Source organism: Mesorhizobium australicum (genome assembly GCF_900177325.1).
Lineage (GTDB): Bacteria > Pseudomonadota > Alphaproteobacteria > Rhizobiales > Rhizobiaceae > Mesorhizobium_A > Mesorhizobium_A australicum_A.
On the sequence record NZ_FXBL01000004.1, the window covers coordinates 4,169,059 to 4,191,946 of the forward strand.

Genomic DNA, 22,888 nt, shown 5'->3' on the forward strand with positions numbered 1-22,888 from the left:
CGGCGAACTCCCTTATCTGTCAGACGTCAGGCCGCGAGGCCCAGCAGGCCGGCGGCGTTCGCCGAGGTGATCTTCCTGATGTCAGCCTTCGACACCTGATGGTCGAGCAGGTCGGAGACGATCATCCGGTAGCCGTCGACCGGCTTCGGCGCCTGGGTCAGTCCGAGGTCGGAGCCGAGGATGGTGCGGTCGACGCCCGCAACCTCCATCATGTGGATCAGGTCCTCCGTCTCGTGCTGCTTGGCGCGACCGGGAATGAACATGCAGATCGAGTGCTCCATATAGGCGCCAAGCGCCACCAGGCCCCTGATGTCCTCGTCCGAGCAGCCGATGATGTAGCTTGGATGGTTGACCATCATCTTCTTCACGCCACGCTTCTTCGCTTCCTCGAACAGGATGAACAGTTCCGAGACGTGCAGGTGGCCGCCGGCGAGGATGATGTCGCCTTCCGCGATCAGGTCGCAGATCTGCTTTGTATCGTCGGTCAGCTTGCCATTGGCGTCGAGCACGGTCAGCGGGATCGGCGGCAGCATCGGCTTCGCCGTCTTCGGGAACGACTTCGCGGCATAGGCTTCGATGTGGTTCTTGGCCGCGAAGGTCGGGAACCAGACGATCTTGCCGCCGAGCTTGATCGCGTGGTCAACGGCGTGCGGGTTGATGCCGCCGGACGCATTGTTCAGCGCGACGCCGGAGAAGAGCTCGACCTTCGAATCCGGATAGATGTCCTTCAGCACCGCGCAGTGCGGCATGCCGACATAGTAGTGGTCCTTGTAGAGCAGCGCCTTGAAACCCGCTTCCTCCGCCATCCGGAACGCCTCGGTATGCCCGAGGATACGTGGCATCGCGGCCGGACCGGAATGGCAATGAAGGTCGATCGCGCCGACCAGCAGATCGGCGACTTCGGCCTTGCGCGCCGCGCTCATTTCCGGAAGCGGCACGATCATCGGATAGTTCGTCGTGGTGTCGGCCATGGTCTGTCTCCTTGCTGGCTCGCGTCAGGCGCTCTTGGCGCCCACGGCGGAAATGTCTGCATAGGCCTTCAGCGCCGCCTGGCGCATGAAACCCTGGTCGGACGCGACGATGAACGTCGTCGCGCCCATCTTGTGGAAGCGGTTGGCGTCGTCGGCATTGGCGACCATCATCGCCACCGGCTTGCCTACCTTCTTGGCGGCGGCGATGATCTTCTCGCAGGTGGCCATGATCTCAGGCGCGTCCATTGCAGGCGCGCCGAGCGCGACCGTCAGATCGCCGCGGCCGATGAAGACGCCGTCCAGCCCCTCGGTGGCGACGATCGCATCGATCTCGTCCAGCGCTTCGGGGTCCTCGATCATCGCGATGAACGTCACCGACGCGTCCTGCGCGTCGACATGCGGCCAGACGCCGACAGCGCCGAAATTCCCGGCACGCGTCGTGTTGGAGAAGCCGCGCCGGCCGCCGCGGAAGCGGCAAGCCCTGGCGATCTCCTGTGCCTTGGTGACCGAGCTCACATGCGGCACCAGCACGCCGGTCGCGCCGTCGTCGAGCACCGCGAGGATCTTGGCCGCACTCGGCTCGGCAACCCGCACGATGCCGGCGGTGCCGGACGCCCGCGCTGCCAGCAGCGCATGGTCGATCGTCACGCGATCCCACGGCGCGTGCTCCTCGTCGATCACCACGAACTCGAACCCGGCCTGGCCGAGGATCTCCACGGGGTGGCTCGCCGGCGTCTTGACGAAGGTGCCGACAAGGGTCTCCCCGGCGATGAAGCGCTGGCGGAAACTGCGAGCGGCGGAAGACTGTATCATGGGAATTCTCCGGATTGATCGCTCAGTTGCCCACGAGCATCGCGTGCGGCAGCCAGAGCGTGACGGCAGGAAGCGCGGCGACAAGGACCAGCACGAGCAGACAGACCGCAAGCAGTGGCAGCGCCTCGCGCGAGACCGCCGTCAGCGATTGCCCGGAGGCGGCGCAGACGATGAAGAGCAGGATGCCCACCGGCGGCGTAGCCATGCCGATCACCACGTTGAGCACGACCATTGTGCCGAACTGCACCGGGTCCATGCCGATGATTTTCAGGAACTGCATCAGGATCGGCATGGTGAGGATCAGGATCGAGATCGGCTCCAGGAACATGCCGAGGACGAGCAGCACGAGGTTCAGCATGATCAGCACGACGATCGGATTGTCGCTGACCGTCAGCACCGCCTGCGCGATGGTCGTCGGAACTTGTTCGAGAGTGAAGACGAAGGCGACAATGTTCGCCATCGCCGTGATGAACAGAATGGAGGAACTTACGATCGTTGTAGCGATCATCGCCTCCCAGACCCTGCCCAGCGTGAGGTCGCGATAGGCGAAGCCAACGATGAGCGCGTAGATCACGGCCACCGCTGCCGCCTCGGTCGGCGTAAAGATGCCGGCCTTGATACCGACCACGATGATCAGCGGCAGGATCAGCGCTGGCAGCGTGCGAATGGTCGCCGCCCGCCTGTCGCCCCACCCCATTTTCGGCGTTACCGGAAACCCGTCGCGGCGGGCGCGATATCCGGCATAGGCGAGCAGTCCGCCTGCAAGAAGCAGCCCCGGTCCGACGCCTGCGAGGAAGAGCTGTCCGATGGATGTGCCGGACAGCACCCCGTAGATGATCATGGTAATCGACGGCGGGATGATCGGCCCCATGATCGAGCTGACGCCGACCAGCGCCGCCGCATAGGCCGGCGGAATGCCCTGCTTCTGCATCGCGGGGATCAGGATCGAACCGAGCGCCGAGGCCTCCGCAGTCGCGCTCCCCGAGATGCCCGCGAAGAAGCCCGATGAGAGCACCGTCACCGACGACATGCCGCCGCGCCTGTGACCGACCATGGCGCGAGCGAAGGTGACGATGCGATCCGTGATGCCGCCGACGTTCATCAGCATGCCGGCGAGCAGGAAGAGCGGGATGGTGAGCAGGATGAACTGGTCGACGCCGGCCATCATCCGCTGCGGGAGGGCGAGAATGACCGCGCCGTTGCCCGAGAGGAACAAGTAGAACATCCCGCCGACGCCGAGCGCGAATGCGATCGGCACGCCGGTCGCGAGCAACAGTAGAAACGAACCAAAAAACGCGCCCATGCCTCAGCCCTCCGCTTCGGTCGGCGCCGGTTTCTCTGGCGCGTTGGGGAGCTGGCGCCAGTCGAGCACCAGCGATGCAATGATGTGGAGGGCGAGAAGCGCCGAACCGACGGCAACCGAGACGTAGACCCAGAAGATCGACAGGCCGACGCCGTGGCCGATCAGCGACATGAAGATGAAGTCGACCGCGGGTACGATCTGATGGCCGAACCGCGTCGAATAGTCGAAGCCGTTCACCATCATCAACCAGAGGAAAACGAGGATCGGGATCGACACCAGCGCCTTCAACGCCAGCCGCCACCTTGGAGAAAGCATGAGCGGCACGATGTCGACGGCGACAAGCTCACCCTTCGTGTAGGCAAGTCCGATGAACAGGAAGGTCTGCCAGATCAGGATGTAGCGGCAGAGTTCCTCGGCCCAGATGAGCGATGAGCCGAATATGTAGCGGGCGGTGACCTGGGCCGTCATGATCACGACGATCATCATCATGGTCGCGCCTGCGAGAAAGCGCAGGGTTGAGACATACCAGCCGATCGGCCCCCGGACGCGCGCGTCCGCAGTTTCAGAATGCTGCATGAGTTCTGCTCTTCGTCATCTTTGCGCGAGGTGGTGGCGGGCGGTCCTGCGTCCGCCACCCAAAGAGAACCTCAGGCCATGCCGCGCGCGGCGGTGACGAATTCGGCGATCAGCGGATCCTTGGCGCTCCAGGTCTCGACGATCGGAGCGACCTTGGCCTGCATTTCGGCAAGATTCTCCAGGTTGTGGATCTGCACGCCCTTGGCCTTGAGTTCATCGCGGCCGGTCAGGTCCTGGTTCTTCGTGTATTCGAGCGTCGGAGCCACCGACGTGCGGCCGGCCTCGCGCACTGCCTTCTGCAGCTCCTCCGGCAGCCCGTCGAACACCGCCTTGTTCATGGCGATGACGTTGTGCCACGGATAGTGGCCGGTCAGGGTGAAGTTCTTGCCGACCTCCCACAGGTTCTCGCCGAGCATCGAGGAGACGTTGATCTCCACCGCGTCGATGACCTTGGTTTCGAGGGCGCCATAGACTTCGCCGTAGGGCATGCCCACCGGCGACACGCCGACGCCTTCCCAGATCGCCTTGTGCAGGGGCACGGGCAGGATGCGGGTCTTGAGGCCGGCGAAATCGGGCACGGACTTGACGACCTTGGTGGCCGACAGGAAGTGGCGCTGGCCGATGTCGGTGGTCTGCAGGCCGACAAGGCCGGCGGGCGCGAGGTCGTCCAGCACCTTCTGCCCGATATCGCTCATCGCGATCTTGGCGAAGTGGTCGTAGTCCTTGATCAGGAACGGCAGCTGGTAGGCGTCGAGCGCCTGACGGCCCGTCACGAGCGGGAACAGCACGCCGGAGCAGCCGCACAGCTCGTTCGTGCCGGCCATGGCCGACTCGAGGTTCTGCTTGTCCTCGCCGAGCTGGCGGTTCGGGAAGATGGTGATGTCGATCGCGCCGGGCACAAGTGCCTCGAGCGCCTTCTTGAATTCGACCGCGGCGATATGGCCGGGATGAATTTCATTGGCGGCATGGGCGAGACGCATCTTGATCGGTGCGGCGCGCGAGACGTGGGGCATGGCAAGCGTAGCGGCCATCGCGCCTGTCGACACGATGAGTTGTCTGCGGGTCAGCATGAACGTTTCCTCCGTTTCGTTATGCAGAACACTGTTTCGTCCAATAGTTCCTTGATCAAATGATGCTGTCAAGCGGGATCGGCCAATTTTTGCCGCATGTGTGCAATCTCTGCAACCGGTCTTGACAAGAACGGCGGAGACGGCTTTCTAATTTTAGATCAAACGTTCTGCTCTACAGAACGATTCAGGGAGAGAGACGATGTACGACCCTAGCGATCCCAGATCCCGCATGGCCGCGAGCGCCGCCGCTCCGAAAGCCGCAGCGCCGCAGGCTTTCGCCGGCGCCGACTACGGGCTCTTCTACGAGATCGCACCGCAGGTCGTCGGCGACGGCGCGAAGACCTGGCTGACCCGCGGACAGAACTTCCTGGTCGCCCAGAGTGAGGTCGATGCGGGCGGATCGCTGCAGCGCAGCGGCCAGGCCGATGAATACGTGCTGCTGCTTCCCGACCGTGACACGCCCGCCCTTATCGAGGCCAACGGCGAGCGCGTCGATGTCGACGGCTTCTCGCTCGTCATCCTCCCGCCGGGCGACAGCGGCATCACCCTGCCCAAGGGCGGCCGTGCGACACGGATCTTCTCGACGGGGTCGGACGACCTGAACGCTCTCTGTTCGAACGCCGAGTCGTACGCCGAGCCGCATCCGAATGTCGCGCTGCTGGAGCCCTGGCCCGATCCCATCGGCGGTTTTCGCATCCGCGCCTACAGCCTCGACGTGCCGCCGACTCCGGGTCGTTTCGGCCGCATCTTCCGCTGCACGACCCTGATGGTGAACTATCTCGACCCGCAGCACGGGCCGAGGGACATCACCAAGCTGTCGCCGCATCATCACGACGATTTCGAACAGGGTTCGCTGGCCCTCGACGGCGCCTTCACGCATCACCTGCGCTGGCCCTGGACGACAAACCTCAACGTCTGGCGTGATGACGAGCATGCCCTCGTTCAATCGCCTTCGTTGACAGTAATTCCGCCGCCGGCGATCCACACCTCGCGCGGCATGGAGCCGGGCCTCAACCAGCTGGTCGACATATTCTCGCCGCCGCGCGTCGACTTCGCGAAGCAGGGTTGGGTGCTGAACGCGGACGAATACCCGATGCCGAGCCATCTGGCAGACTGACCATGCGCGGTTTGCCGCCCTTCAGCGGGCTTGCTCCTCGCAGCAGGAACGATAAGTCTGGCAATGGTGCCGATGTCGTTACGCGGCGCGGAAGGGATAAGGGCGCAGTGAAGGACGGCACGAACGGCGAGACATCACGCGGAGGGTCGATCCAGGCTGTCGAGTTCGCACTCGAGATCCTGGAATATGTGGCACGCGGCCAGACATCCGTCGGCGTGTCGGAAATGGCGCGCGCCTTCGACACCACCAAGAGCCGGATCCATCGCCACCTGCAGACCCTCGTCTCCGCCGGCTATCTGATTCGTAATGAAGAGACCGAGCGCTATTCGATCAGCGCCCGGCTGATGGCGCTCGGCCAGGCCGTCAGCGAGAGCTTCGAACTCGCCACCGCCGCGCGTGACGTCGCGCGCGAGCTGCGAGACCAGACCGGCCATGCCGTCGCCATCAGTCAGCCCGAGGGCGACGGCATGCGCATCCTTTTGGTGATGCCCAGCAGGTCCAACATCGAGATATTCGTCAAGCCGGGCTCGCTGCTGGCCTACAATTCCAGCTCACAGGGCAAGATCTCGCTCGCCTTCGGCGACGAACTCGTCTTTGCACGCGTCCTGTCCGAACCGTTGGAAATGCGAACGCCCTATACCATCACCGACCCGGAGCAGCTCCGCCGCGAGGTCGAAGCGATCCGCAAGCGCCGATGGGCGGTTGGCCCCAACGAATCGATGATCGGCCTCAACGCGCTCGCAGCACCGATCTTCGATGCGCTCGGCGGCTATGTCGGCGCGATCGCCATGACCGATTCGGTGCAGTACATCCCCGAGACACCAACGACGGACCAGGTTCGCCATCTGCTGGCGGCGGCTGCCAAGATCTCCGCCAATCTCGGCTTCAGGCCGAGGAAGTGATCGGACGAGAGGTCAGCTCACCCGCTGGCCGCAACGCCAGACCGAACGAACCGTCGGCAGGCCATGATGGTGGCGCACGCGCACCAGGTCGGCCCGCTTCTCCAGCGCGATCTCGCCGCGGTCATCGAGCCTGACGGTCCGGGCGGGCGTGGAGGTCACCAGCGCGACAGCCTCGGGCAGCGAGATCGCCCCCTCACCTTCGGCCAGCAGGAATGCCGCATGGATCAGCGAGGACGGGATGTAGTCCGAGGAGAGCACGTCGAGGATGCCGGCATCGGCAAGGTCCCGGGCCGCGATGTTGCCGGAATGCGAGCCGCCGCGCACGATGTTGGGCGCTCCCATCAGGACGCTCATTCCCGCCTCGTGCGAGGCGCGTGCCGCTTCGAGCGAGGTCGGGAACTCTGCCAGCCGCACTCCGTCCGCGATCGCCTCGTCGACATGGGCGAGCGTCGCATCGTCATGGCTGGCGAGCGTCACGCCCGCCGCGCGGCAGTGCTCGGCGACGGCCTTGCGATGGACGGCCGAATAGCGCGCGGATTGTTCCTTGCGGGTCGCGACATAGCGCTCGAACGCTTCGTCGGACAGGCCCCGCTTCGTCTTGTAGTAGAGCGTATACTGCTCCATCGTCTGGAACTGCCGCTGACCGGGCGCATGATCCATCAGCGAGGCGAGCCGCACGTTGCTGTCCGCCTTGAACTGTTCCAGCGCGTCGAGCACGTCGGGCGAGGAAACCTCGCAACGCAGGTGCAGCAGATGGTCCGCGCGCAGCCTGCCGTGTCCCTGCGCCGTCTCGATCGCGTCGGCCAGGAGGCGCATCTCGTGCGGATCGAAGCCGCCGTCCTCGTCCGAGCCCATGCGCAGGCAGTCGAACACCGTCGTGATGCCGGAAGCCGCGATCTGCGCGTCATGCGCCTGCACGGCGGCGACCGCGTTCCACCGCACGCCGGGTCGCGGCGAATAGTGGCCTTCGAGATGGTCGGTATGGAGCTCGATCAGGCCCGGGACGAGATAGTCGCCCTCCAGGTCCTCGCCCACGGTGCTCGACGACGAGATGTCCGCGATGCTGCCGTCGCGGATGAGCACCGCGCCCGGCCTCACCTCGTCGCGAAGGACGATCATGGCGTTGCGAAGAACGGCTTCCTGCGGCATGCGGACGACTTCCCATTGCGATCGACCCGCCGAACCTTCGGTCGCGGGCCTGTAGCCGGTCGCTTAGGAGATTTGCATGACAGTTTGACGAAGGCCGGTGGGCAAGCCCGCGGGATCAGGTCGGGCCGGCCGGCGGCGCGATCAGCCGCTGTCTCAGCGCGGTCGAAATGTTGTCGAAGATGAACACGACGATCAGGATCAGGATCACCATATAGGCGACATTCTCCCAGTCGGAATTGGTGCGGATCGCCTCCCAGAGCTTGAGGCCGATGCCGCCGGCTCCGACGGCGCCGATGATGGTCGCCGAGCGCGTGTTCGATTCCCAGAAGTAGAGCGATTGCGACAGGAACACCGGCAGCACCTGCGGCACCACGCCGTAGCGCTGCACGACGGCCGGCGCGGCACCCACCGAGCGAACGCCCTCGCGCTGCTTGTCGTCAATGTTCTCCAGCGCCTCGGAATAGAGCTTTCCGAGCGTGCCCGTGTCGGTGAAGAAGATCGCCGAGATGCCGGCGAGCGGCCCCGGCCCGAAGGCGCGGGTGAAGAACAGCGCCCAGATCAGCATGTCGACCGAGCGCTGGAAGTCGAAAAAGCGCTTGGCGACCTGGTTGAGCAGCCGGTTCGGCATGATGTTGCGCGCCGCGACGAAGGCGAGAGGGAAGGCGATCAGCGAGGCCAGCACCGTGCCGGCAAAGGCCATCACGATCGTCTGCAGCAGCTTGGTCCAGACGTCGAGATGCTGCCAATCGGCATTGTAGAGGATGTTGTCCCAGGCGAGCGACAGGTTGGAGCGTGACGGATCGATCCGCTCGCCCGACACGATCAGGTCGAACACCTCCCCTGCGGATTTTCCCCAGAAGGGCGAGTTGATGTCGAAGACGAAATTCGCCCAGCCGAGGAAGCGGTGGCGGATCTTCACCTCGTCGCTCTCGATCTCCGCGCGACCGGGAACGCCGAAATAGACGATCACCTTGTCCCCGGGTGAACGTTGGCTGGCCCAGGACGGCAATGCGCCTCGCACGTTGACGGCTTCATTCCGGACGATATCGAGCACCAGCGTCTCGTCGCCGCGCGTGACGGTGACCTGGTCGGGGCGGACATCGACGGTGCCAGCCCCGCTGAAGTCGACCGTCGCGCGGACGACCTCCTCGGTCGGCGCTGCTGGTGCTGCCTGGACGGATGGGGTGGCCGCGGCGCCTGCCGACCCGGTGGGAGCAGGCGCGCCGCCGACCGGCCCGAGGAAACTGCCAGAGGAACTCGATGCTCCACCGCCCGCGCCGCCGATCTGGTCGGCCTTCTTCACGACCATCGCGGTCTCGCGCGCCAGCCAGTCGGGGTTGCCGTTCGGACCCAGCGGATCGAAACGGGTGAACTTCACGTCGAGATGGCCGTCCCGCAGGTCGATGTTCGGCCGCACTTCATAAGACACCCAGTCGGCGAGATAGGTGCCGGCAATGTCCCACTTGGCGTTGGCGAACACGCTGCCGATGGAGAAGAACCACCAGGCGAAAACGAGATAGAGGACGAAGCCGCCCGCAACGGCCCAGGATACCAGGCTCTTGCGCGCCGAGCCTTCGAGGGCGGCCGGATAGCGGGCCGCCACTTCTCGCATTTCAGCGGTGACCACATTCGGCATCGTCAGGCGCCCCGTCCGAATTCGAATGCCTGGTCGCCGACCAGGCGGCGGCGCAGCCAGGCGGACAGTTGGTCGACCGCGACGATGGTGACGAACAGCAACAGGATGATCGCCAGCGTCTTGGCCTCGTGGGTGCGGCTGATCGAGAGGCGCAGCGCCTCGCCGATGCCGCCGCCGCCCACCGCGCCGATGATGGTCGAGGCGCGCACGTTGATCTCGAAGCGCAGCAGCACATAGGAGACGAAATTCGGCATCACCTGCGGCACGATGCCGAACCAGACGCGCTCGATCCAGCTTCCGCCGACGGCGCGCAATCCCTCGTCCGGCCGCATGTCCGCGTTCTCGACCACCTCGAAGAACATCTTGCCGAGCGCGCCGATGGTGTGGATCGAAACGGCAAGGATGGCGGGAATCGCGCCGAGCGAAAACACGGCGAGGAAGAAGCCCGCGATGACGATCTCCGGGAAGGCGCGCAGGATTTCCATGAAGCGGCGCACGAAAAAGCGCAGCCAGCGGTTCGCAACGAGATTGCGCGCGGCGAGAAAGCAGAGCAGGAAGCCGAAGAAAAAGCCGATCAGCGTCGAGAGCAGCGCGATGTTGAGCGTCTCGATCATCAGGTAGACATATTCCGGCACGTAGAGCGCCTGGGTGAAGTAGGCGCGCCCTTCCGGATAGTCGAATTTGAGGCTGCCATCGTCATAGGGCGACGGCAGATCGAACAACGCGCGCCAGATTTCCCACCCGTCGCGCGGGACGAGCTGCCAGACGAAGTCGAAGAAATAGGGAAGCCTGTCGAAGAACTTGCCGGCGTTGGATTCGTTGGCGAACCACAGCGATCCCGCCATGGCGATCAGGAGGAAGGCGACGCCGCCGAACGTGTAGAGCCGGCGACGGCCGGCCAGCTCGCGCCAGTGGCGCTCGACCAAGCTGCCGCTTTCGGACAGGGCCGGCTTCGGCGCTCTTGTCGTATCTGTGATCGCGCTCATCGGGTGCCCCGCAATAAAAACGCCGCGGGGGTTTCCCCGCGGCGTCTTCGTCCCTGTTTCGATCAGGAGCCGATCTGGGCCTTACGGGCGTCGATGATCGGCTGGTAGAACTCGGTGGTGACCTCGGTATAGCCGGTAAAGTCGCCGCCCTGGATGGCCGAGAAGCAGGCCGGATCGGCCTTCGGCAGGTTGATCATGAAGTCCTTGAACTTGGATTTGATGTCGGCGTCGAGCGAGGTGCGGACGACGATCGGGCCGTTCGGGATCAGCGGCGACTTCCAGATCTCGGTCAGGTCGTCCATATCGAGGATGCCCTTGTCGACCATCTTGCGCAGGTTGCCCGAGGTGTAGCCCTCGCTGAAGTCGCCGACGCCCGAGCCCCAGGTGGTGCCGGCATCGAAGGTGCCCTTGAGCACTTCGAGCACGAGGTTCTCGTGGCCGCCGCCGAAGCCGGTCTCGGAGAAATAGTCCTTGACGGCCGCGCCGCCGAGATCCTTCGGCAGGGTGACCGACGGGATCAGATAGCCGGAGGTCGAGTCCGGATCGGCGAAGCCGAGCTTCTTGCCCTTGAGGTCGGCGAGCGTCTTGATGCCGGAATCCTTGCGGGCGACCATGATCGAATAGTAGCCGGTCGCGCCGTCGGTCTGAACCGTGGTCAGGATCGGCTCGACCGCCTTGGCATCTGCGAGATAGATCTTGGCGAAGCCGGAGGCGCCGAGCTCGGCATAGTCGAGCGTGCCGCCGAGCAGGCCCTGGATGGTGCCGTCATAGTCGGCGGCCGGGAAGAGCGAGACCTTCTCGACGCCGATCGCGGCCGGCAGCTTGTCGACCATGCACTGGAAGTTGCGCAGGCGGTCGGCCTCGTTCTCGCCGCCGATGATGCCGATGCGGAACTCCTTGAGGTCCTCGGCCTGGGCGGAGTGGGCGACGAGCGCGCCGAGCGCGGCGGCGGCCAGAAGTGCTTTCCTGAACATGTGGTCTCTCCTGTTGCAAGCGGCGGCTGCCGCAGCTTTCCGAACTCAGTCTTGATGCTGGCCCGTCACGAGGGCGATACGATCCCGGTCGCTCACAGCCCGGCGAAGGCGGGTTCGAGCGGACCGGCGGATTGGAATTTTCGGGGCTTTTCCGAAGCGATGCTGGTGGACGTGATCTCTTCGGGAATGTCGTCCGCATCGGCGCCATAGACGCGCGCGACGGCCTCGCGATCGAGGTCCTCCGGCCCGCCGTCGAACACGACCTTGCCGCCGGACATGCCGATGATGCGGTCGCAATAGCTGCGGGCGGTGTCAAGCGTGTGGAGGTTGGTGACGACGGTCAGGCCTTCGCGGCGGTTGATGTCGCGCAACGCGTCCATCACGATCTTGGCATTCAGCGGATCGAGCGAGGCGATCGGCTCGTCGGCGAGGATCACCTTCGGCTGCTGCATCAGGGCGCGGGCGATCGCGACACGCTGCTGCTGGCCGCCCGACAGCGTGCCGGCGGCCTGCAGCGCGGTCTGCGCGATCCCGAGCCGCTCCAGCGCGTTGATCGCAAGGATCCGCTCGTCGCGGCTGAAGATGCTGAGCAGGTTGAGGATGGTGGAGCGATGGTTGAGCCGGCCGAGCAGCACATTGGTCAAGACGTCGAGACGCGGCACGAGGTTGAACTGCTGGAAGATCATGGCGCAGTCGCGCTGCCAACCGCGCAACTGAGCCCCGCGCAGCGTCGAGACGGTCGCGCCGCCGAAAGAAATCGAACCTTCGGACGGATCGATCAGCCGGTTGATCATGCGCAGCAGGGTAGACTTGCCCGCGCCCGAGCGGCCGATGACACCGACCATCTGCCCGGGCTCGATGTCCAGCGTGACGCTGTCGACGGCGGTGTTCCTGCCGAACCTGCGCGTCACATTGGTGATCTTTAGCATCCGCAGCGCTTTCCCGCCGAGCGGGTCCCCTTCGCATCTGCGAGAAGCGCTATGGGATCAACATGAAACCGGCATGTCCGTTGGATGACGGTTTTGTTACGATTCACAGCGGCGCGGGCCGCCGGAACCAGGCCTCAACCGCCGTGCTTTTCCAGGAAAGCCTCGGCGCTCAGGGAGCGGAAATCCCCCAGTGCGTCGCGCAGGCGCCGGTGGTCCCAGTCCCACCAGGCGAGCGCCTGGTAGCGTTCTGCCGTCCTGCGGTCGAAGCGCTCGCGGATCGGCCGGGCGGGAACGCCGGCGACGATCGTGTAGGGCGCGACATCCTTCGTCACCACCGCGCCGGCACCGACCGCCGCGCCGTCACCCACGGTCACGCCGGGCAGCACCGTCGAGCCGTGGCCGAGCCAGGTGTCGTGGCCGACCGTCACCTTGCGCGCCCGCCGCGCGGCAAAGAAATCCGCCTCGTGTTCGGCGTCCGGCCAGTAGTCGGAGGCGCGGTAGGTGAAATGGTGCAGCGTCGGCCGGTCGACCGGGTGGTTGGTCGCATTGAGCCGGACGGAGGCCGCGATGTTGGCGAACTTGCCGATCTCGGCGCACCAGACATGGCAGTCCTGCATCAGGTAGGAATAGTCGCCGATCTCGGCCTCCGCGACGCGGCAGCCTTCCGCGATCTCCGTGTAGCGGCCGAGCCTGGTGTCGCTGACCTGCGCAGAGGAATGGACGAGCGGCTCTTCGGACAGGCCCTTGGGCATCAGGCGGCTTTCTTCGGTGCGAATGCGGTGACGTCGATGACGTGGTCGGCGACCGCCTCGCGCACGTCCTGATCGTGGAAGATGCCGAGCATGGCGACGCCCGCCCGCTTTTTCTCGCCGATCATGTCGATGACGATCTGCCGGTTGGCAGCGTCGAGCGAGGCGGTCGGCTCGTCGAGCAGCAGGATCGGATGGTCGGTGATGAAGCCGCGCGCGATGTTGACGCGCTGCTGCTCGCCGCCGGAGAAGGTGGCGGGCGGCAATTGCCACAGGCGCCCCGGCAGGTTCAGCCGCTCGAGTAGCGCCCGCGCCCTGCCCCGAGCCTCTTCCCGGTCCTCGCCTCGCGCCAGCAGCGGGTCGGCGACCACGTCGACGGCCGAAACGCGCGGCACCGCGCGCAGGAACTGGCTGACATAGCCGATCGTGTCGCGGCGGATCGCCAGCACGGTGCGCGGCCCTGCGGCCGCCAGATCGACCAGATGGCCGTTGTGGGAGACGATCACCTGGCCGGCGTCGACGCCGTAATTGCCGTAGAGCATCTTGAGGATCGAACTCTTTCCCGCGCCGGACGGGCCGCCGAGCACGGCGCACTCGCCCGCCTTGAGCGAGAAGGAGACGTTGCGCACCACGGGCAGCTCCACGCCACCGCGCAGATGCATGACGAAGCTCTTGGCGACGTCGGAGACGACGAGTGGGGTGGGCATGTCACACCTGCAGGATCGAGGAGACGAGGAGCTGGGTGTAGGGCGCGCGCGGATCGTCGAGCACGCGGTCGGTCAGGCCGTGCTCCACCACGACGCCGTCCTTCATCACCATCATCCGGTGCGAGAGCAGACGCGCCACCGCAAGGTCGTGCGTGACGACGACCGCCGCGAGCCCGAGGTCGCTGACCAGCCCGCGCAACAGGTCGAGCAGGCGCGCCTGGACGGACACGTCGAGCCCGCCAGTCGGCTCGTCCATGAACACCAGCCGCGGTCCGGTGACGAGGTTGCGCGCGATCTGCAGCCGCTGGCGCATGCCGCCCGAAAAGGCGCGCGGCTGGTCGTCGATCCGGTCGGCGGAGATCTCCACGCGGCCGAGCCAGTCGATCGCCGTCTCGCGGATGCGGCCATAGTGCCGGTCGCCAACGGCCATCAACCGCTCACCGACATTGGCGCCGGCCGAGACAGACATGCGCAGGCCATCGGCCGGGTTCTGGTGCACGAAGCCCCAGTCGGTGCGCATCAAGAAGCGGCGCTCGGCTTCGCTCATCCGGTAGAGGTCGCGCCACTGGCCGTCGCGCATGCGATAGGAGACGAGGCCAGAACTCGGCGGCAGGCGCGTCGAGACGCAATTAAGCAGCGTCGTCTTGCCGGAACCTGATTCGCCGACCACGGCCAGCACCTCGCCGGGCCACAGCTCGAACGAAACGTTCTCGCAGCCCCGCCGCGCGCCGTAGGATTTTGACAGCGAGGTGACGCGGAGCAGGGGTTCGTCGGTCACGACACAGCCTCCGCCTTCTCCCCCAGATCGCCCACATGCCCCTCCGCCCGTCGCGTCTCGCAATGATCCGTGTCGGAGCAGACGAACATCCGTCCGCCGCGGTCGTCGAGGATCACCTCATCGAGATAGACATGCTCCGCGCCGCAGAGCGCACAGGGCCGGTCGAAGGTCTGCACCTCGAAGGGATGGTCCTCGAAGTCGAGGCTCACCACTTCGGTGAAGGGCGGAACGGCATAGATGCGCTTCTCGCGCCCCGCGCCGAAGAGCTGGAGCGCCGGCGACATGTGCATCTTCGGATTGTCGAATTTCGGCGTCGGCGACGGGTCCATCACGTAGCGCCCCTCGACCTTCACCGGATAGGCATAGGTTGCTGCGATGCGCCCGTGCCGGGCGATGTCCTCGTAGAGCTTGACGTGCATCAGGCCGTATTCCTCCAGCGCGTGCATCTTGCGCGTCTCGGTCTCGCGCGGTTCGAGGAAGCGCAGCGGCTCGGGGATTGGCACCTGGTAGACAAGCACCTGGCCTTCGGTCAGCGGATGCTCCGGGATGCGATGCCGCGTCTGGATGATGGTCGCCTCGGCCGTCGAGGTGGTTACCGCCACATCGGCGACCTTCTGGAAGAAGGCGCGGATCGACACCGCATTGGTCGTGTCGTCGGCGCCCTGGTCGATCACCTTCAGCGTGTCGTCCGGTCCGATGATCGACGCCGTCACCTGCACGCCGCCGGTGCCCCAGCCATAGGGCATCGGCATCTCTCTGGATGCGAACGGCACCTGATAGCCGGGGATCGCGATCCCCTTCAGGATCGCGCGGCGGATCATCCGCTTCGTCTGTTCGTCGAGATAGGCGAAGTTGTAGGCGGCGATGTCTGTCACTTGCATTTTCATTCCGCGGCCTCCCGGAGATCGTCGCGCTGTCCCGCCTCGAATTCGGCTCGCATGCGCCGCACAAGCTCGAGCTCGGCCTGGAAGTCGACATAGTGCGGCAGCTTCAGGTGCTCGACGAAGCCGGTCGCCTGGACGTTGTCGGAATGCGAGATGACGAACTCCTCGTCCTGCGCGGGAGCGACGATATCCTCGCCGAACTCGGCGGCGCGCAGCGCCCGGTCGCAGAGCGCCATCGCCATCGCCTTGCGCTCCGATTGACCGAACACCAGCCCGTAGCCGCGCGTGAACTGCGGCGGCGCCTTGGACGAGCCCTTGAACTGGTTGACCATCTGACACTCGGTCACGCGGATCGAACCCAGCGGGACGGGAAAGTCGAGTTCCGGGACGTCGAGCTCCAGCTCGGCCTCGCCGATCCTGATCTCGCCCACGAAAGGATGCGTGCGCGCGTAGCCGCGCTGGGTGGAGTAGGCGAGCGCGAGGAGAAAGCCCTCGTCGCCGCGTGCCAGCGCCTGCAGGCGGGCATCGCGCTCCAGCGGGAATTCGAGCGGTTCGCGCGTGATGTCGGCGACCGGCGCACCGGCGGGTACCGCGCCATCGGCCTCGATCAGTCCCTCCTCGCCCAGCAGGTCCGAGACACGCGGCATCGACGCGGTCTCCGGTTCGCGCTGCATCGGCTCGTCCTGAGGCGCATCGCCTGCCAGCGCCGGATCGAGCAGGCGGTGCGTGTAGTCGAAGGTCGGTCCGAGAAGCTGGCCGCCCGGCAGGTCCTTATAGGTCGCCGAAACGCGCCGTTCGACCTTCATGGCCGCCGTGTCGAGCGGCCGCGTGTAGCCGAAGCGCGGCAGCGTCGTGCGATAGGCGCGTACGAGGAAGATCGCCTCGATCATGTCGCCCCGCGCCTGCTTCATCGCCAGCGCGGCAAGTTCGCGGTCGTAGAGCGAGCCCTCCGCCATCACGCGGTCGACTCCGAGCGCCAGTTGCTCGACGATCTGGTCGAGGCGCAGCGCCGGCACGGAGCGGTCGCCGCGCCTGCGGTCGGCCAGCAGCGAATGGGCATTCCGGATGGCGGCCTCGCCGCCCTTTACTGCGACATACATGGCTCAGCCTCCCGCCTGTCCGTCGGCAATGCGCGTCGTGCGCGGCAGGCAGACGATTTCGCCGCCCGACACCAGGATCAGGTCGACACCGCGTGGAAACCGCGCCCCGTTCTGCCGCCACTGCGCACTGAAATGGCGCGGCATGGGCGACGGCGCGACGGTCGCGGTCGTCCGGATTCCCGGTCCCGTGAGCACCAGAGGCGGGCCCGAGTCGAAACTTTCCACCTGCAGCACGATCGTGGTCGACCGGTCGGGATAGTCCTGCGAGCCCTGAGCAAAACTCTCCAGCGCCACCAGTTCGTCCGGCGCAGCCGCGAAAGCGAAATGCGCCTCGGTCGCGATCGACGTCACCGGTGCGCCGCTGTGGAAGCCGAGCCAGTTGCGCACGTCGACGCTCAAAAGCTGCCGGTCGAGCCAGACCGGCGTGTCGTGATCGCAGAGCGCCAGCGCGACCGCTCCGGCGAGCGGCGACATGGGCGCGGGAGGCAAGGTCAGGGCAGTAACGGAGCGGCGGCTGCCCGGCCGCGCCATCGCATCCATTACCGCGCGAAATACGGATTGCGCATCGAAGACAGGCGCCCGGAAGCCGCCCTGGATCACGGCCGTCGTCGGCATCAGTCCTCTCCTCTCACCATGGTGAAGAAGTCGACCTTCGTCGCGGCGACCTCGGCGGCGCGGCGCGCGGCATGAGCATCGTGTTCCAGCCGCAGCGGTGAGAGGATCAGGTCTTCAAGGCGCGACCGCAGCTCCGGCTTCTGCCACAGCGCGTCAATCGTCGCGGCGATCCGCGCCTTGTCTGCGTCGCGGCCGAGCGCATAGGAATGGCCGACTTCGCCGCCTGCGAGCCGTACCGTCGCGCGGGTGACCGTCGCCTCGCCGGCATTGAAGGGCGCGCCGCCGCCGCCCATCCGGCCGCGCACCGTGACGAGACCCGTCTCCGGCCCCCGCACGGGCTCGGCCGCAGCGTCGAACGCCGCGGCGGTCCAGAGTTCCGACAACCGCGCCGCCGGGGCGTGGGCGAGCACCGCCATCATCTCCCGCCGCAATTCGCTTTCGGGCCTCGCGCCCGTCCGGATGCCGTGCATGCTGCAACTCGACTTGTCTAGTGTTATAGACAACTATATGATGACCTCGATTAGACCCATCGCATGACGATCTGATGACAGCGACAGTTGCAGAAACCTCCGCCGACAGCTCGATCCGCCGCAACAGCGGCGTGTCGCTCTGGCGTCAGATCTCCGACCGGATCCGCCGCCTGGAGACGGACGGTCAACTCGATGCGGATGGCCGCCTGCCGCCGGAATTCAGGCTCGCCGAAGAGTTCGGCGTGAACCGCCACACCGTCCGCAGCGCCATCTCGCATCTCGTGCAGGAAGGCGTGCTGCGCACCGAGCAGGGGCGCGGCACCTTCTTCCGCAGCCGTCCGCGCCTTGCCTATCCGATCGGGCGACGCACGCGCTTCTCCGCCGGCCTCGAAGGCCAGACCTCGACGCTCCAGACGGTACTGGTGGACTCCGCCACCGTTCCTGCCGACACCCGCGTGGCGGAAGCGCTCGGCATGGCGCCGCAAGCGCACACGGTCTGGCTGAGAACGATAGGCCTGGCCGACGGCGAGCCGGTGTCGACGGCTGAGAGCTGGTTTCCGGCGGACAGTTTGGGAGGGATCGCCGACACGTTCCGGCGTACTGGCTCGATCACCGCGGCGCTCGCCGCGCTCGGCGTCGCCGACTACACGCGCCGCTCGACGGTGCTCACCGCGACCCATGCCGGCGACGATGATCTGGCGCGGCTGAAGCTCGCGCCCGGCGCCATCGTGCTCGCGACCGAGAGCGTCAATGTCGACCCCGCCGGCAGGCCGATCCAGTATTCCCGCACGCGCTTTTCGGCGGATCGGATCGAGCTGACGATCGAAAACGGCTGACCGGCCGCCCGGGTCGGCAGGCGGCCGGTCAGAAGCTGGAAGACATAGCTTGAAGCCGCGCGCTGGTTCGTCAGATCTCCTGATAGGCGGCGATGACGGCCGCGACCTGATCGGAGTTCATCACCTGGATCTGTGCGGTCGTCAGCGCCTGGACCTGGTCTTCGTCCAGGGCCTCGATGTCTTCGACCGCAAGGCCGGAGATGGCGCCCGTGTTGATGGCGGCGATGTCGCCGGTGGAGAAGCGCTCGAAATCCTCGGACTCCATGGCCGCGATCTGACCGGAGCCCAATACGGCGGTCTGGGCTTCCGAGAACGCCTCGACCTGGTCGGCGGTCATGGCCGTGATCTGCGACGCCGTGAGGCCGACCACAGCCTTGACGCTCAGCGCGCCGACCTGATCCTCGGTCAAGGCGCCGATCTGGTCCGTCGTCAGCGAGGCCACCTGCCCGGCGGTGAGCGCGCCGACCTGGTCGGTCGAGAGATCGCCGATCTGGTCGGTGGTCAGCGCGGCAATTTGCGTCGGCTTCATCAGCGCGATCTGCGAGGTCGTGACGGCCGCGAGTTGGTCCGTGCTCAGCGCCGCGACGGCATCGTTGCTCAGGCCGGAGATGGCTTTTGTACTGATGGCGGCGATCGCGTCGGTCGACAGCTCGGCGATATCGTCAGCGCCGAGCGCGCCGACCTGCACCGCGCTCAGCGCGCCGACCTGCGCCGTCGTCAGCGCCCCGACCTGATCCGTGCTCAACGCACCAACCTGCGTGGCGCTGAGCCCGATGATAGCCTTGGTGCTGATCGCGCCGACCTGGTCCTCGCTCAACGCGCCGATCTGGTCCGCGGTGAGCGAAGCCGCCTGGATCGCGGTCAGCGCCCCGACCTGTTCGGCCGAGAGATCGCCGATCTGGTCGACGGTCAAGGCCGCGATCTGCGAGCCCTTCATCATGCCGATCTGGCCCGTGGTCAGTGCGCCGACCTGGTCGGTGCTCAGGGCCGCGACGGCGTCGTTCGACAGGCCCGAGATCGACTTGGTGCTGATCGCGGCAACCGCATCGGTCGTCAGCTCGGCGACATCGTCGGCGCCGAGCGCTCCGAGCTGCGTTGCGCTCAGGACGCCGACCTGCGCGGTCGTCAGCGCTCCGACTTGATCAGTGCTCAGCGCGCCAACCTGGGTGGCGGTCAGGCCGAGGACGGCTTTGGTGCTGATCGCACCGACCTGCTCCTCGCTCAGCGCGCCGATCTGGTCAGCCGTCAGCGACGCGACCTGGGTCGCGGTCAACGCGCCGACCTGGTCGGTCGAGAGATAGCCGATCTGGTCCGTGGTCAGCGCTGCGATCTGCGTACCCTTCATCATGCCGATCTGACCTGTGGTCAGCGCGCCGACCTGATCCTCGCTCAGCGCCGCGACGGCGTCGTTCGACAGGCCCGAGATGGACTTGGTGCTGATGGCCGCGATTGCATCGGTAGACAGTTCGGCGACATCGTCAGCGCCGGGCGCGCCCAGCTGCACCGCGCTCAGCACGCCGACCTGCCCTGTCGTCAGGGCTCCCACTTGGTCAGTGCTTAGCGCCCCCACCTGCGTGGCGGTCATGCCGATGATCGATTTCGAATTGATCGCGCCGACCTGATCCTCGCTCAGCGCACCGATCTGGTCGGTGGTCAGCGAGGCGACCTGCGTCGCCGTCAGCGCGCCGATCTGGTCGGTCGACAGATCGCCGATCTGGTCCGTCGTCAGTGCCGCGACCTGCGTGCCCTTCATCATCGCGATCTGACCGGTCGAGAGAGCGCCGAGCTGGTCGGTGCTGAGTGCTGCGACCGCGTCAGCGGAGAGGCCGGAAATGGATTTCGTGCTGATGGCCGCGACTGCATCGGTCGAGAGTTCGGCCACGTCGTCAGCGCCCAATGCCCCGAGCTGCGTCGCGCTCAGCGCGCCGACCTGCGCCGTGGTCAGGGCCGCGACCTGGTCCGCGCTCAGGGCGCCCACCTGCGTCGCGGTCAGGCCGATGATCGACTTCGAATTGATCGCGCCGATCTGCTCCTCGCTCATGGCGCCAATCTGGTCGGTGGTCAACGCCGCGACCTGCGTCGCCGTCAGCGCGCCGACCTGATCGGTCGAGAGATAGCCGATCTGGTCCGTGGTCAATGCCGAAATCTGCGTCGGCTTCATCGCGGCGACCTGGCCGTTGGTCAAGGCCCCGATCTGGTCCTCGCTCAGCGCCGCGACCGCGTCAGTGGTCAGGCCGGAGATGGATTTCGTGCTGATCGCGGCGATCGCGTCGGTCGACAGTTCGGCGACGTCGTCAGCGCCGAGACCGCCGAGCTGCGCGCCGGTCATTGCGCCGACCTGTGCAGTCGTCAGGGCTGCGACCTGATCCGTCGAGAGGAGAGCAACCTTGGCCGAGGTCAGGCCGAGGATGGCCTTGGTGCTGATGGCGCCCACCTGCTCCTCGCTCAGCGCGCCGATCTGGTCGTTGGTCAGGGCAGAGACCTGCGTGGCGTTGAGCGCGCCGATCTGGTCGGTCGAGAGGTCGCCGATCTGGTCCGTCGTCAGCGCCGCGATTTGCGCGCCCTTCATCATCGCGATCTGGCCGGTCGTCAGCGCGCCGAGCTGGTCGGTGCTCAATGCGGCGACGGCGTCATTCGAGAGACCCGAAATGGCCTTGGTGCTGATGGCGGCAACCGCGTCGGTCGACAGTTCGGCGACGTCGTCAGCGCCGAGTGCGCCGAGCTGCAGCGCGCTGAACGCACCGACCTGCGCCGTCGTCAAAGCGCCCACCTGATCCGTGCTTAGCGCGCCCACCTGCGTTGCGGTCAGGCCAAGGATGGCCTTGGTGCTGATCGCGCCCACCTGCTCTTCGCTCAGCGCACCGATCTGATCGGTGGTCAGCGACGCGACCTGCGTGGCGGTGAATGCGCCGACCTGCGCGGTGCTCAGATCGCCGATCTGGTCGGTGGTGAGCGCGGCGACCTGCGTGCCCTTCATCATGCCGATCTGACCGGTCGTCAGTGCGCCGAGCTGGTCCGTGCTGAGCGCTGCGACCGCGTCGTTCTTCAGGCCCGAGATCGACTTGGTGCTGATGGCGGCGATCGCGTCGGTCGACAGCTCGGCGACGTCGTCAGCGCCCAGCCCCCCGAGCTGCGCCGCGCTCAGCACGCCGACCTGGGCCGTCGTCAACGCACCCACCTGGTCAGTGCTCAAGGCGCCGATCTGCGTGGCGCTCAAGCCGATGATCGCTTTGGTGTTGATCGCGCCGACCTGCTCCTCGCTCAGCGCGCCGATCTGGTCCGCCGTCAGCGACGCGACCTGGCTAGCCGTCATCGCGCCGATCTGGTCGGTCGAGAGATAGCCGATCTGGTCCGTGGTCAGCGCGGAGATCTGCGCCGGCTTCATCGCAGCGATCTGGCCGGTGGTCAGCGCGCCGACCTGATCTTCGCTCAGCGCCGCGACGGCGGCGGTGGACAGGCCGGAGATCGCCTTGGTGCTGAAGGCGGCGATCTCGTCGGCCGAGAACTCGGCGATGTCGTCGGCGCCGAGTGCGGCGAGCTGCGTCGAATTGAGCCCGCCGACCTGTTCAACGGTCAGAGCCTCGACCTGATCGGTCGTCAGCGCCCCGATCTGCGTCGCCGTCAGCGCGGACACCTGGGTCTTGTTGAGGCTCTCGATCTTGGTGCTGTCCAGCGCGCCAAGCTGGTCGAGGGTGAGGCCCCTCATGCCGTTGGCGGAGATCGCACCGAACTGGTCCGCGCTCAGCGCCTCGAAATCTTCCTGCTCCATCGCCGCGATCTGCGTCGCGGAGAGCGCGTTGACCTGGGCGGTTGAGAGGGCCCCGATGTCCTCGGTGGTGAGATTGGCGATGGTCGTCGCGGACATCGACCGGATCTGATTGACGGTCAGCGAAGAAACGATGGAAGTCATGAGCGGCGCCCCCAGAGATACGCGTTACCGGTATGATGGCTTCGCCACGCGGCTGGGGGATATCTCGACGAGGGTCCACGCAGCCGGAGGCATTTGCCGCGCCTACTGACAGGTTGTCCGTTTGGCGGGCCGGCAATGGCAGCCCCCAGGCGGCGCCTCGTTGGACGCTTTCAAGCTAGGCAACATGGCCCTCTTGCAGGAGCCCGGGGATCGGAAGCGCATCATGCTGCCGGAGCCGACGGCTCCTCGTCCGATACCTTGTTCACGCGGCCGTCCCGGCTGTGCGGGACGTGCGTCGCGAAACTCCCCTGCCCGATTGAAAACTCACTCCGGCCAGAGCTTCGCATGTGTCAAATACGACGAGACCTTCTAATTTTGCATTAACGTTAAAGGCTCTTCACCTTGGCCGCGGC

General features: G+C 66.1%; 21 protein-coding genes. 3 read left to right on the plus strand and 18 right to left on the minus strand.

The genetic code is table 11. The features are described from left to right. Nucleotides 1-26: 26 nt before the first annotated feature. The 5 genes from B9Z03_RS23075 to B9Z03_RS23095 form a co-directional block, all read right to left on the minus strand. The gene (locus tag B9Z03_RS23075; protein WP_244561820.1) at nucleotides 27-971 is read right to left on the minus strand and encodes a DUF6282 family protein; all 945 of its coding nucleotides are present in this window, start codon (nucleotides 969-971) and stop codon (nucleotides 27-29) included. 24 nt (nucleotides 972-995) lie between these two features. Then, nucleotides 996-1,784 carry an HpcH/HpaI aldolase family protein gene (locus B9Z03_RS23080; RefSeq protein ID WP_085466365.1) on the minus strand — a complete coding sequence of 263 codons (789 nt, stop codon included), beginning with the start codon at nucleotides 1,782-1,784 and terminating at the stop codon, nucleotides 996-998. A 22-nt stretch (nucleotides 1,785-1,806) separates the two neighbouring features. Beyond that, entirely contained in the window at nucleotides 1,807-3,087 is a 1,281-nt protein-coding gene (locus B9Z03_RS23085) for a TRAP transporter large permease (protein ID WP_085466366.1), read from the minus strand. A gap of 3 nt (nucleotides 3,088-3,090) precedes the next feature. Beyond that, the gene (locus B9Z03_RS23090) at nucleotides 3,091-3,663 is read right to left on the minus strand and encodes a TRAP transporter small permease (RefSeq protein ID WP_085466367.1); all 573 of its coding nucleotides are present in this window, start codon (nucleotides 3,661-3,663) and stop codon (nucleotides 3,091-3,093) included. A 71-nt stretch (nucleotides 3,664-3,734) separates the two neighbouring features. After that, nucleotides 3,735-4,733: a TRAP transporter substrate-binding protein gene (locus B9Z03_RS23095; RefSeq protein ID WP_085466368.1), complete on the minus strand. Its 999-nt coding sequence runs from the start codon at nucleotides 4,731-4,733 to the stop codon at nucleotides 3,735-3,737. Between the two features lie 199 nt (nucleotides 4,734-4,932). Between B9Z03_RS23095 and B9Z03_RS23100 the strand changes: the two genes are divergently transcribed. Together B9Z03_RS23100 and B9Z03_RS23105 are read left to right on the plus strand one after the other, a co-directional pair. After that, the gene (locus tag B9Z03_RS23100; protein WP_085466369.1) at nucleotides 4,933-5,850 is read left to right on the plus strand and encodes a cupin domain-containing protein; all 918 of its coding nucleotides are present in this window, start codon (nucleotides 4,933-4,935) and stop codon (nucleotides 5,848-5,850) included. Between the two features lie 107 nt (nucleotides 5,851-5,957). Continuing rightward, nucleotides 5,958-6,752, plus strand: a complete 795-nt coding sequence (locus tag B9Z03_RS23105) for an IclR family transcriptional regulator (protein ID WP_176247601.1) — start codon at nucleotides 5,958-5,960, stop codon at nucleotides 6,750-6,752. Nucleotides 6,753-6,764: 12 nt separating this feature from the next. Here B9Z03_RS23105 and B9Z03_RS23110 read toward each other — a convergent pair whose 3' ends face one another. The 12 genes from B9Z03_RS23110 to phnG all read right to left on the minus strand — a co-directional run bounded on the left by B9Z03_RS23110 (nucleotide 6,765) and on the right by phnG (nucleotide 17,729). After that, complete coding sequence (locus B9Z03_RS23110; protein WP_085466371.1) at nucleotides 6,765-7,901, minus strand: alpha-D-ribose 1-methylphosphonate 5-triphosphate diphosphatase; 1,137 nt, start codon at nucleotides 7,899-7,901, stop codon at nucleotides 6,765-6,767. 115 nt (nucleotides 7,902-8,016) lie between these two features. After that, nucleotides 8,017-9,537, minus strand: coding sequence for a phosphonate ABC transporter, permease protein PhnE (phnE, locus tag B9Z03_RS23115; protein ID WP_085466372.1), 1,521 nt, complete (start codon nucleotides 9,535-9,537; stop codon nucleotides 8,017-8,019). A 2-nt stretch (nucleotides 9,538-9,539) separates the two neighbouring features. Beyond that, nucleotides 9,540-10,523: a phosphonate ABC transporter, permease protein PhnE gene (gene phnE / locus B9Z03_RS23120; RefSeq protein ID WP_085466373.1), complete on the minus strand. Its 984-nt coding sequence runs from the start codon at nucleotides 10,521-10,523 to the stop codon at nucleotides 9,540-9,542. A 62-nt stretch (nucleotides 10,524-10,585) separates the two neighbouring features. Beyond that, nucleotides 10,586-11,497 carry a phosphonate ABC transporter substrate-binding protein gene (gene phnD / locus B9Z03_RS23125; protein WP_085466374.1) on the minus strand — a complete coding sequence of 304 codons (912 nt, stop codon included), beginning with the start codon at nucleotides 11,495-11,497 and terminating at the stop codon, nucleotides 10,586-10,588. A 92-nt stretch (nucleotides 11,498-11,589) separates the two neighbouring features. Further along, nucleotides 11,590-12,426 (minus strand): phosphonate ABC transporter ATP-binding protein, encoded by an 837-nt coding sequence (phnC, locus tag B9Z03_RS23130; RefSeq protein WP_085466375.1) that lies wholly within the window; start codon nucleotides 12,424-12,426, stop codon nucleotides 11,590-11,592. Nucleotides 12,427-12,560: 134 nt separating this feature from the next. Then, nucleotides 12,561-13,178 (minus strand): DapH/DapD/GlmU-related protein, encoded by a 618-nt coding sequence (locus tag B9Z03_RS23135; protein ID WP_085466376.1) that lies wholly within the window; start codon nucleotides 13,176-13,178, stop codon nucleotides 12,561-12,563. Further along, nucleotides 13,178-13,882 carry a phosphonate C-P lyase system protein PhnL gene (gene phnL, locus B9Z03_RS23140; protein ID WP_085466377.1) on the minus strand — a complete coding sequence of 235 codons (705 nt, stop codon included), beginning with the start codon at nucleotides 13,880-13,882 and terminating at the stop codon, nucleotides 13,178-13,180. Before phnL ends, B9Z03_RS23135 begins: the two co-directional genes overlap by 1 nt. Before the next feature lies 1 nt (nucleotide 13,883). After that, nucleotides 13,884-14,660 (minus strand): phosphonate C-P lyase system protein PhnK, encoded by a 777-nt coding sequence (phnK, locus tag B9Z03_RS23145; RefSeq protein WP_085466378.1) that lies wholly within the window; start codon nucleotides 14,658-14,660, stop codon nucleotides 13,884-13,886. Beyond that, complete coding sequence (locus tag B9Z03_RS23150; RefSeq protein WP_280174848.1) at nucleotides 14,657-15,547, minus strand: alpha-D-ribose 1-methylphosphonate 5-phosphate C-P-lyase PhnJ; 891 nt, start codon at nucleotides 15,545-15,547, stop codon at nucleotides 14,657-14,659. The genes phnK and B9Z03_RS23150 overlap by 4 nt, the downstream gene beginning before the upstream one ends. Continuing rightward, a complete protein-coding gene (locus B9Z03_RS23155) occupies nucleotides 15,544-16,644 on the minus strand; it encodes a carbon-phosphorus lyase complex subunit (protein WP_085466379.1) in 1,101 nt (366 codons plus the stop codon). The genes B9Z03_RS23150 and B9Z03_RS23155 overlap by 4 nt, the downstream gene beginning before the upstream one ends. Nucleotides 16,645-16,647: 3 nt before the next feature. Further along, nucleotides 16,648-17,259 (minus strand): phosphonate C-P lyase system protein PhnH, encoded by a 612-nt coding sequence (gene phnH, locus B9Z03_RS23160; protein ID WP_085466380.1) that lies wholly within the window; start codon nucleotides 17,257-17,259, stop codon nucleotides 16,648-16,650. Next, a complete protein-coding gene (gene phnG / locus B9Z03_RS23165) occupies nucleotides 17,259-17,729 on the minus strand; it encodes a phosphonate C-P lyase system protein PhnG (RefSeq protein ID WP_139832372.1) in 471 nt (156 codons plus the stop codon). The genes phnH and phnG overlap by 1 nt, the downstream gene beginning before the upstream one ends. A gap of 74 nt (nucleotides 17,730-17,803) precedes the next feature. Here phnG and phnF point away from each other — a divergent pair, with 74 nt between their 5' ends. Next, nucleotides 17,804-18,565: a phosphonate metabolism transcriptional regulator PhnF gene (gene phnF, locus B9Z03_RS23170; protein WP_085466381.1), complete on the plus strand. Its 762-nt coding sequence runs from the start codon at nucleotides 17,804-17,806 to the stop codon at nucleotides 18,563-18,565. A 70-nt stretch (nucleotides 18,566-18,635) separates the two neighbouring features. Here the strand turns inward: phnF and B9Z03_RS29940 are convergent, their stop codons facing one another. After that, nucleotides 18,636-22,475, minus strand: a complete 3,840-nt coding sequence (locus B9Z03_RS29940; protein ID WP_085466382.1) for a beta strand repeat-containing protein — start codon at nucleotides 22,473-22,475, stop codon at nucleotides 18,636-18,638. Nucleotides 22,476-22,888 lie beyond the last annotated feature (413 nt).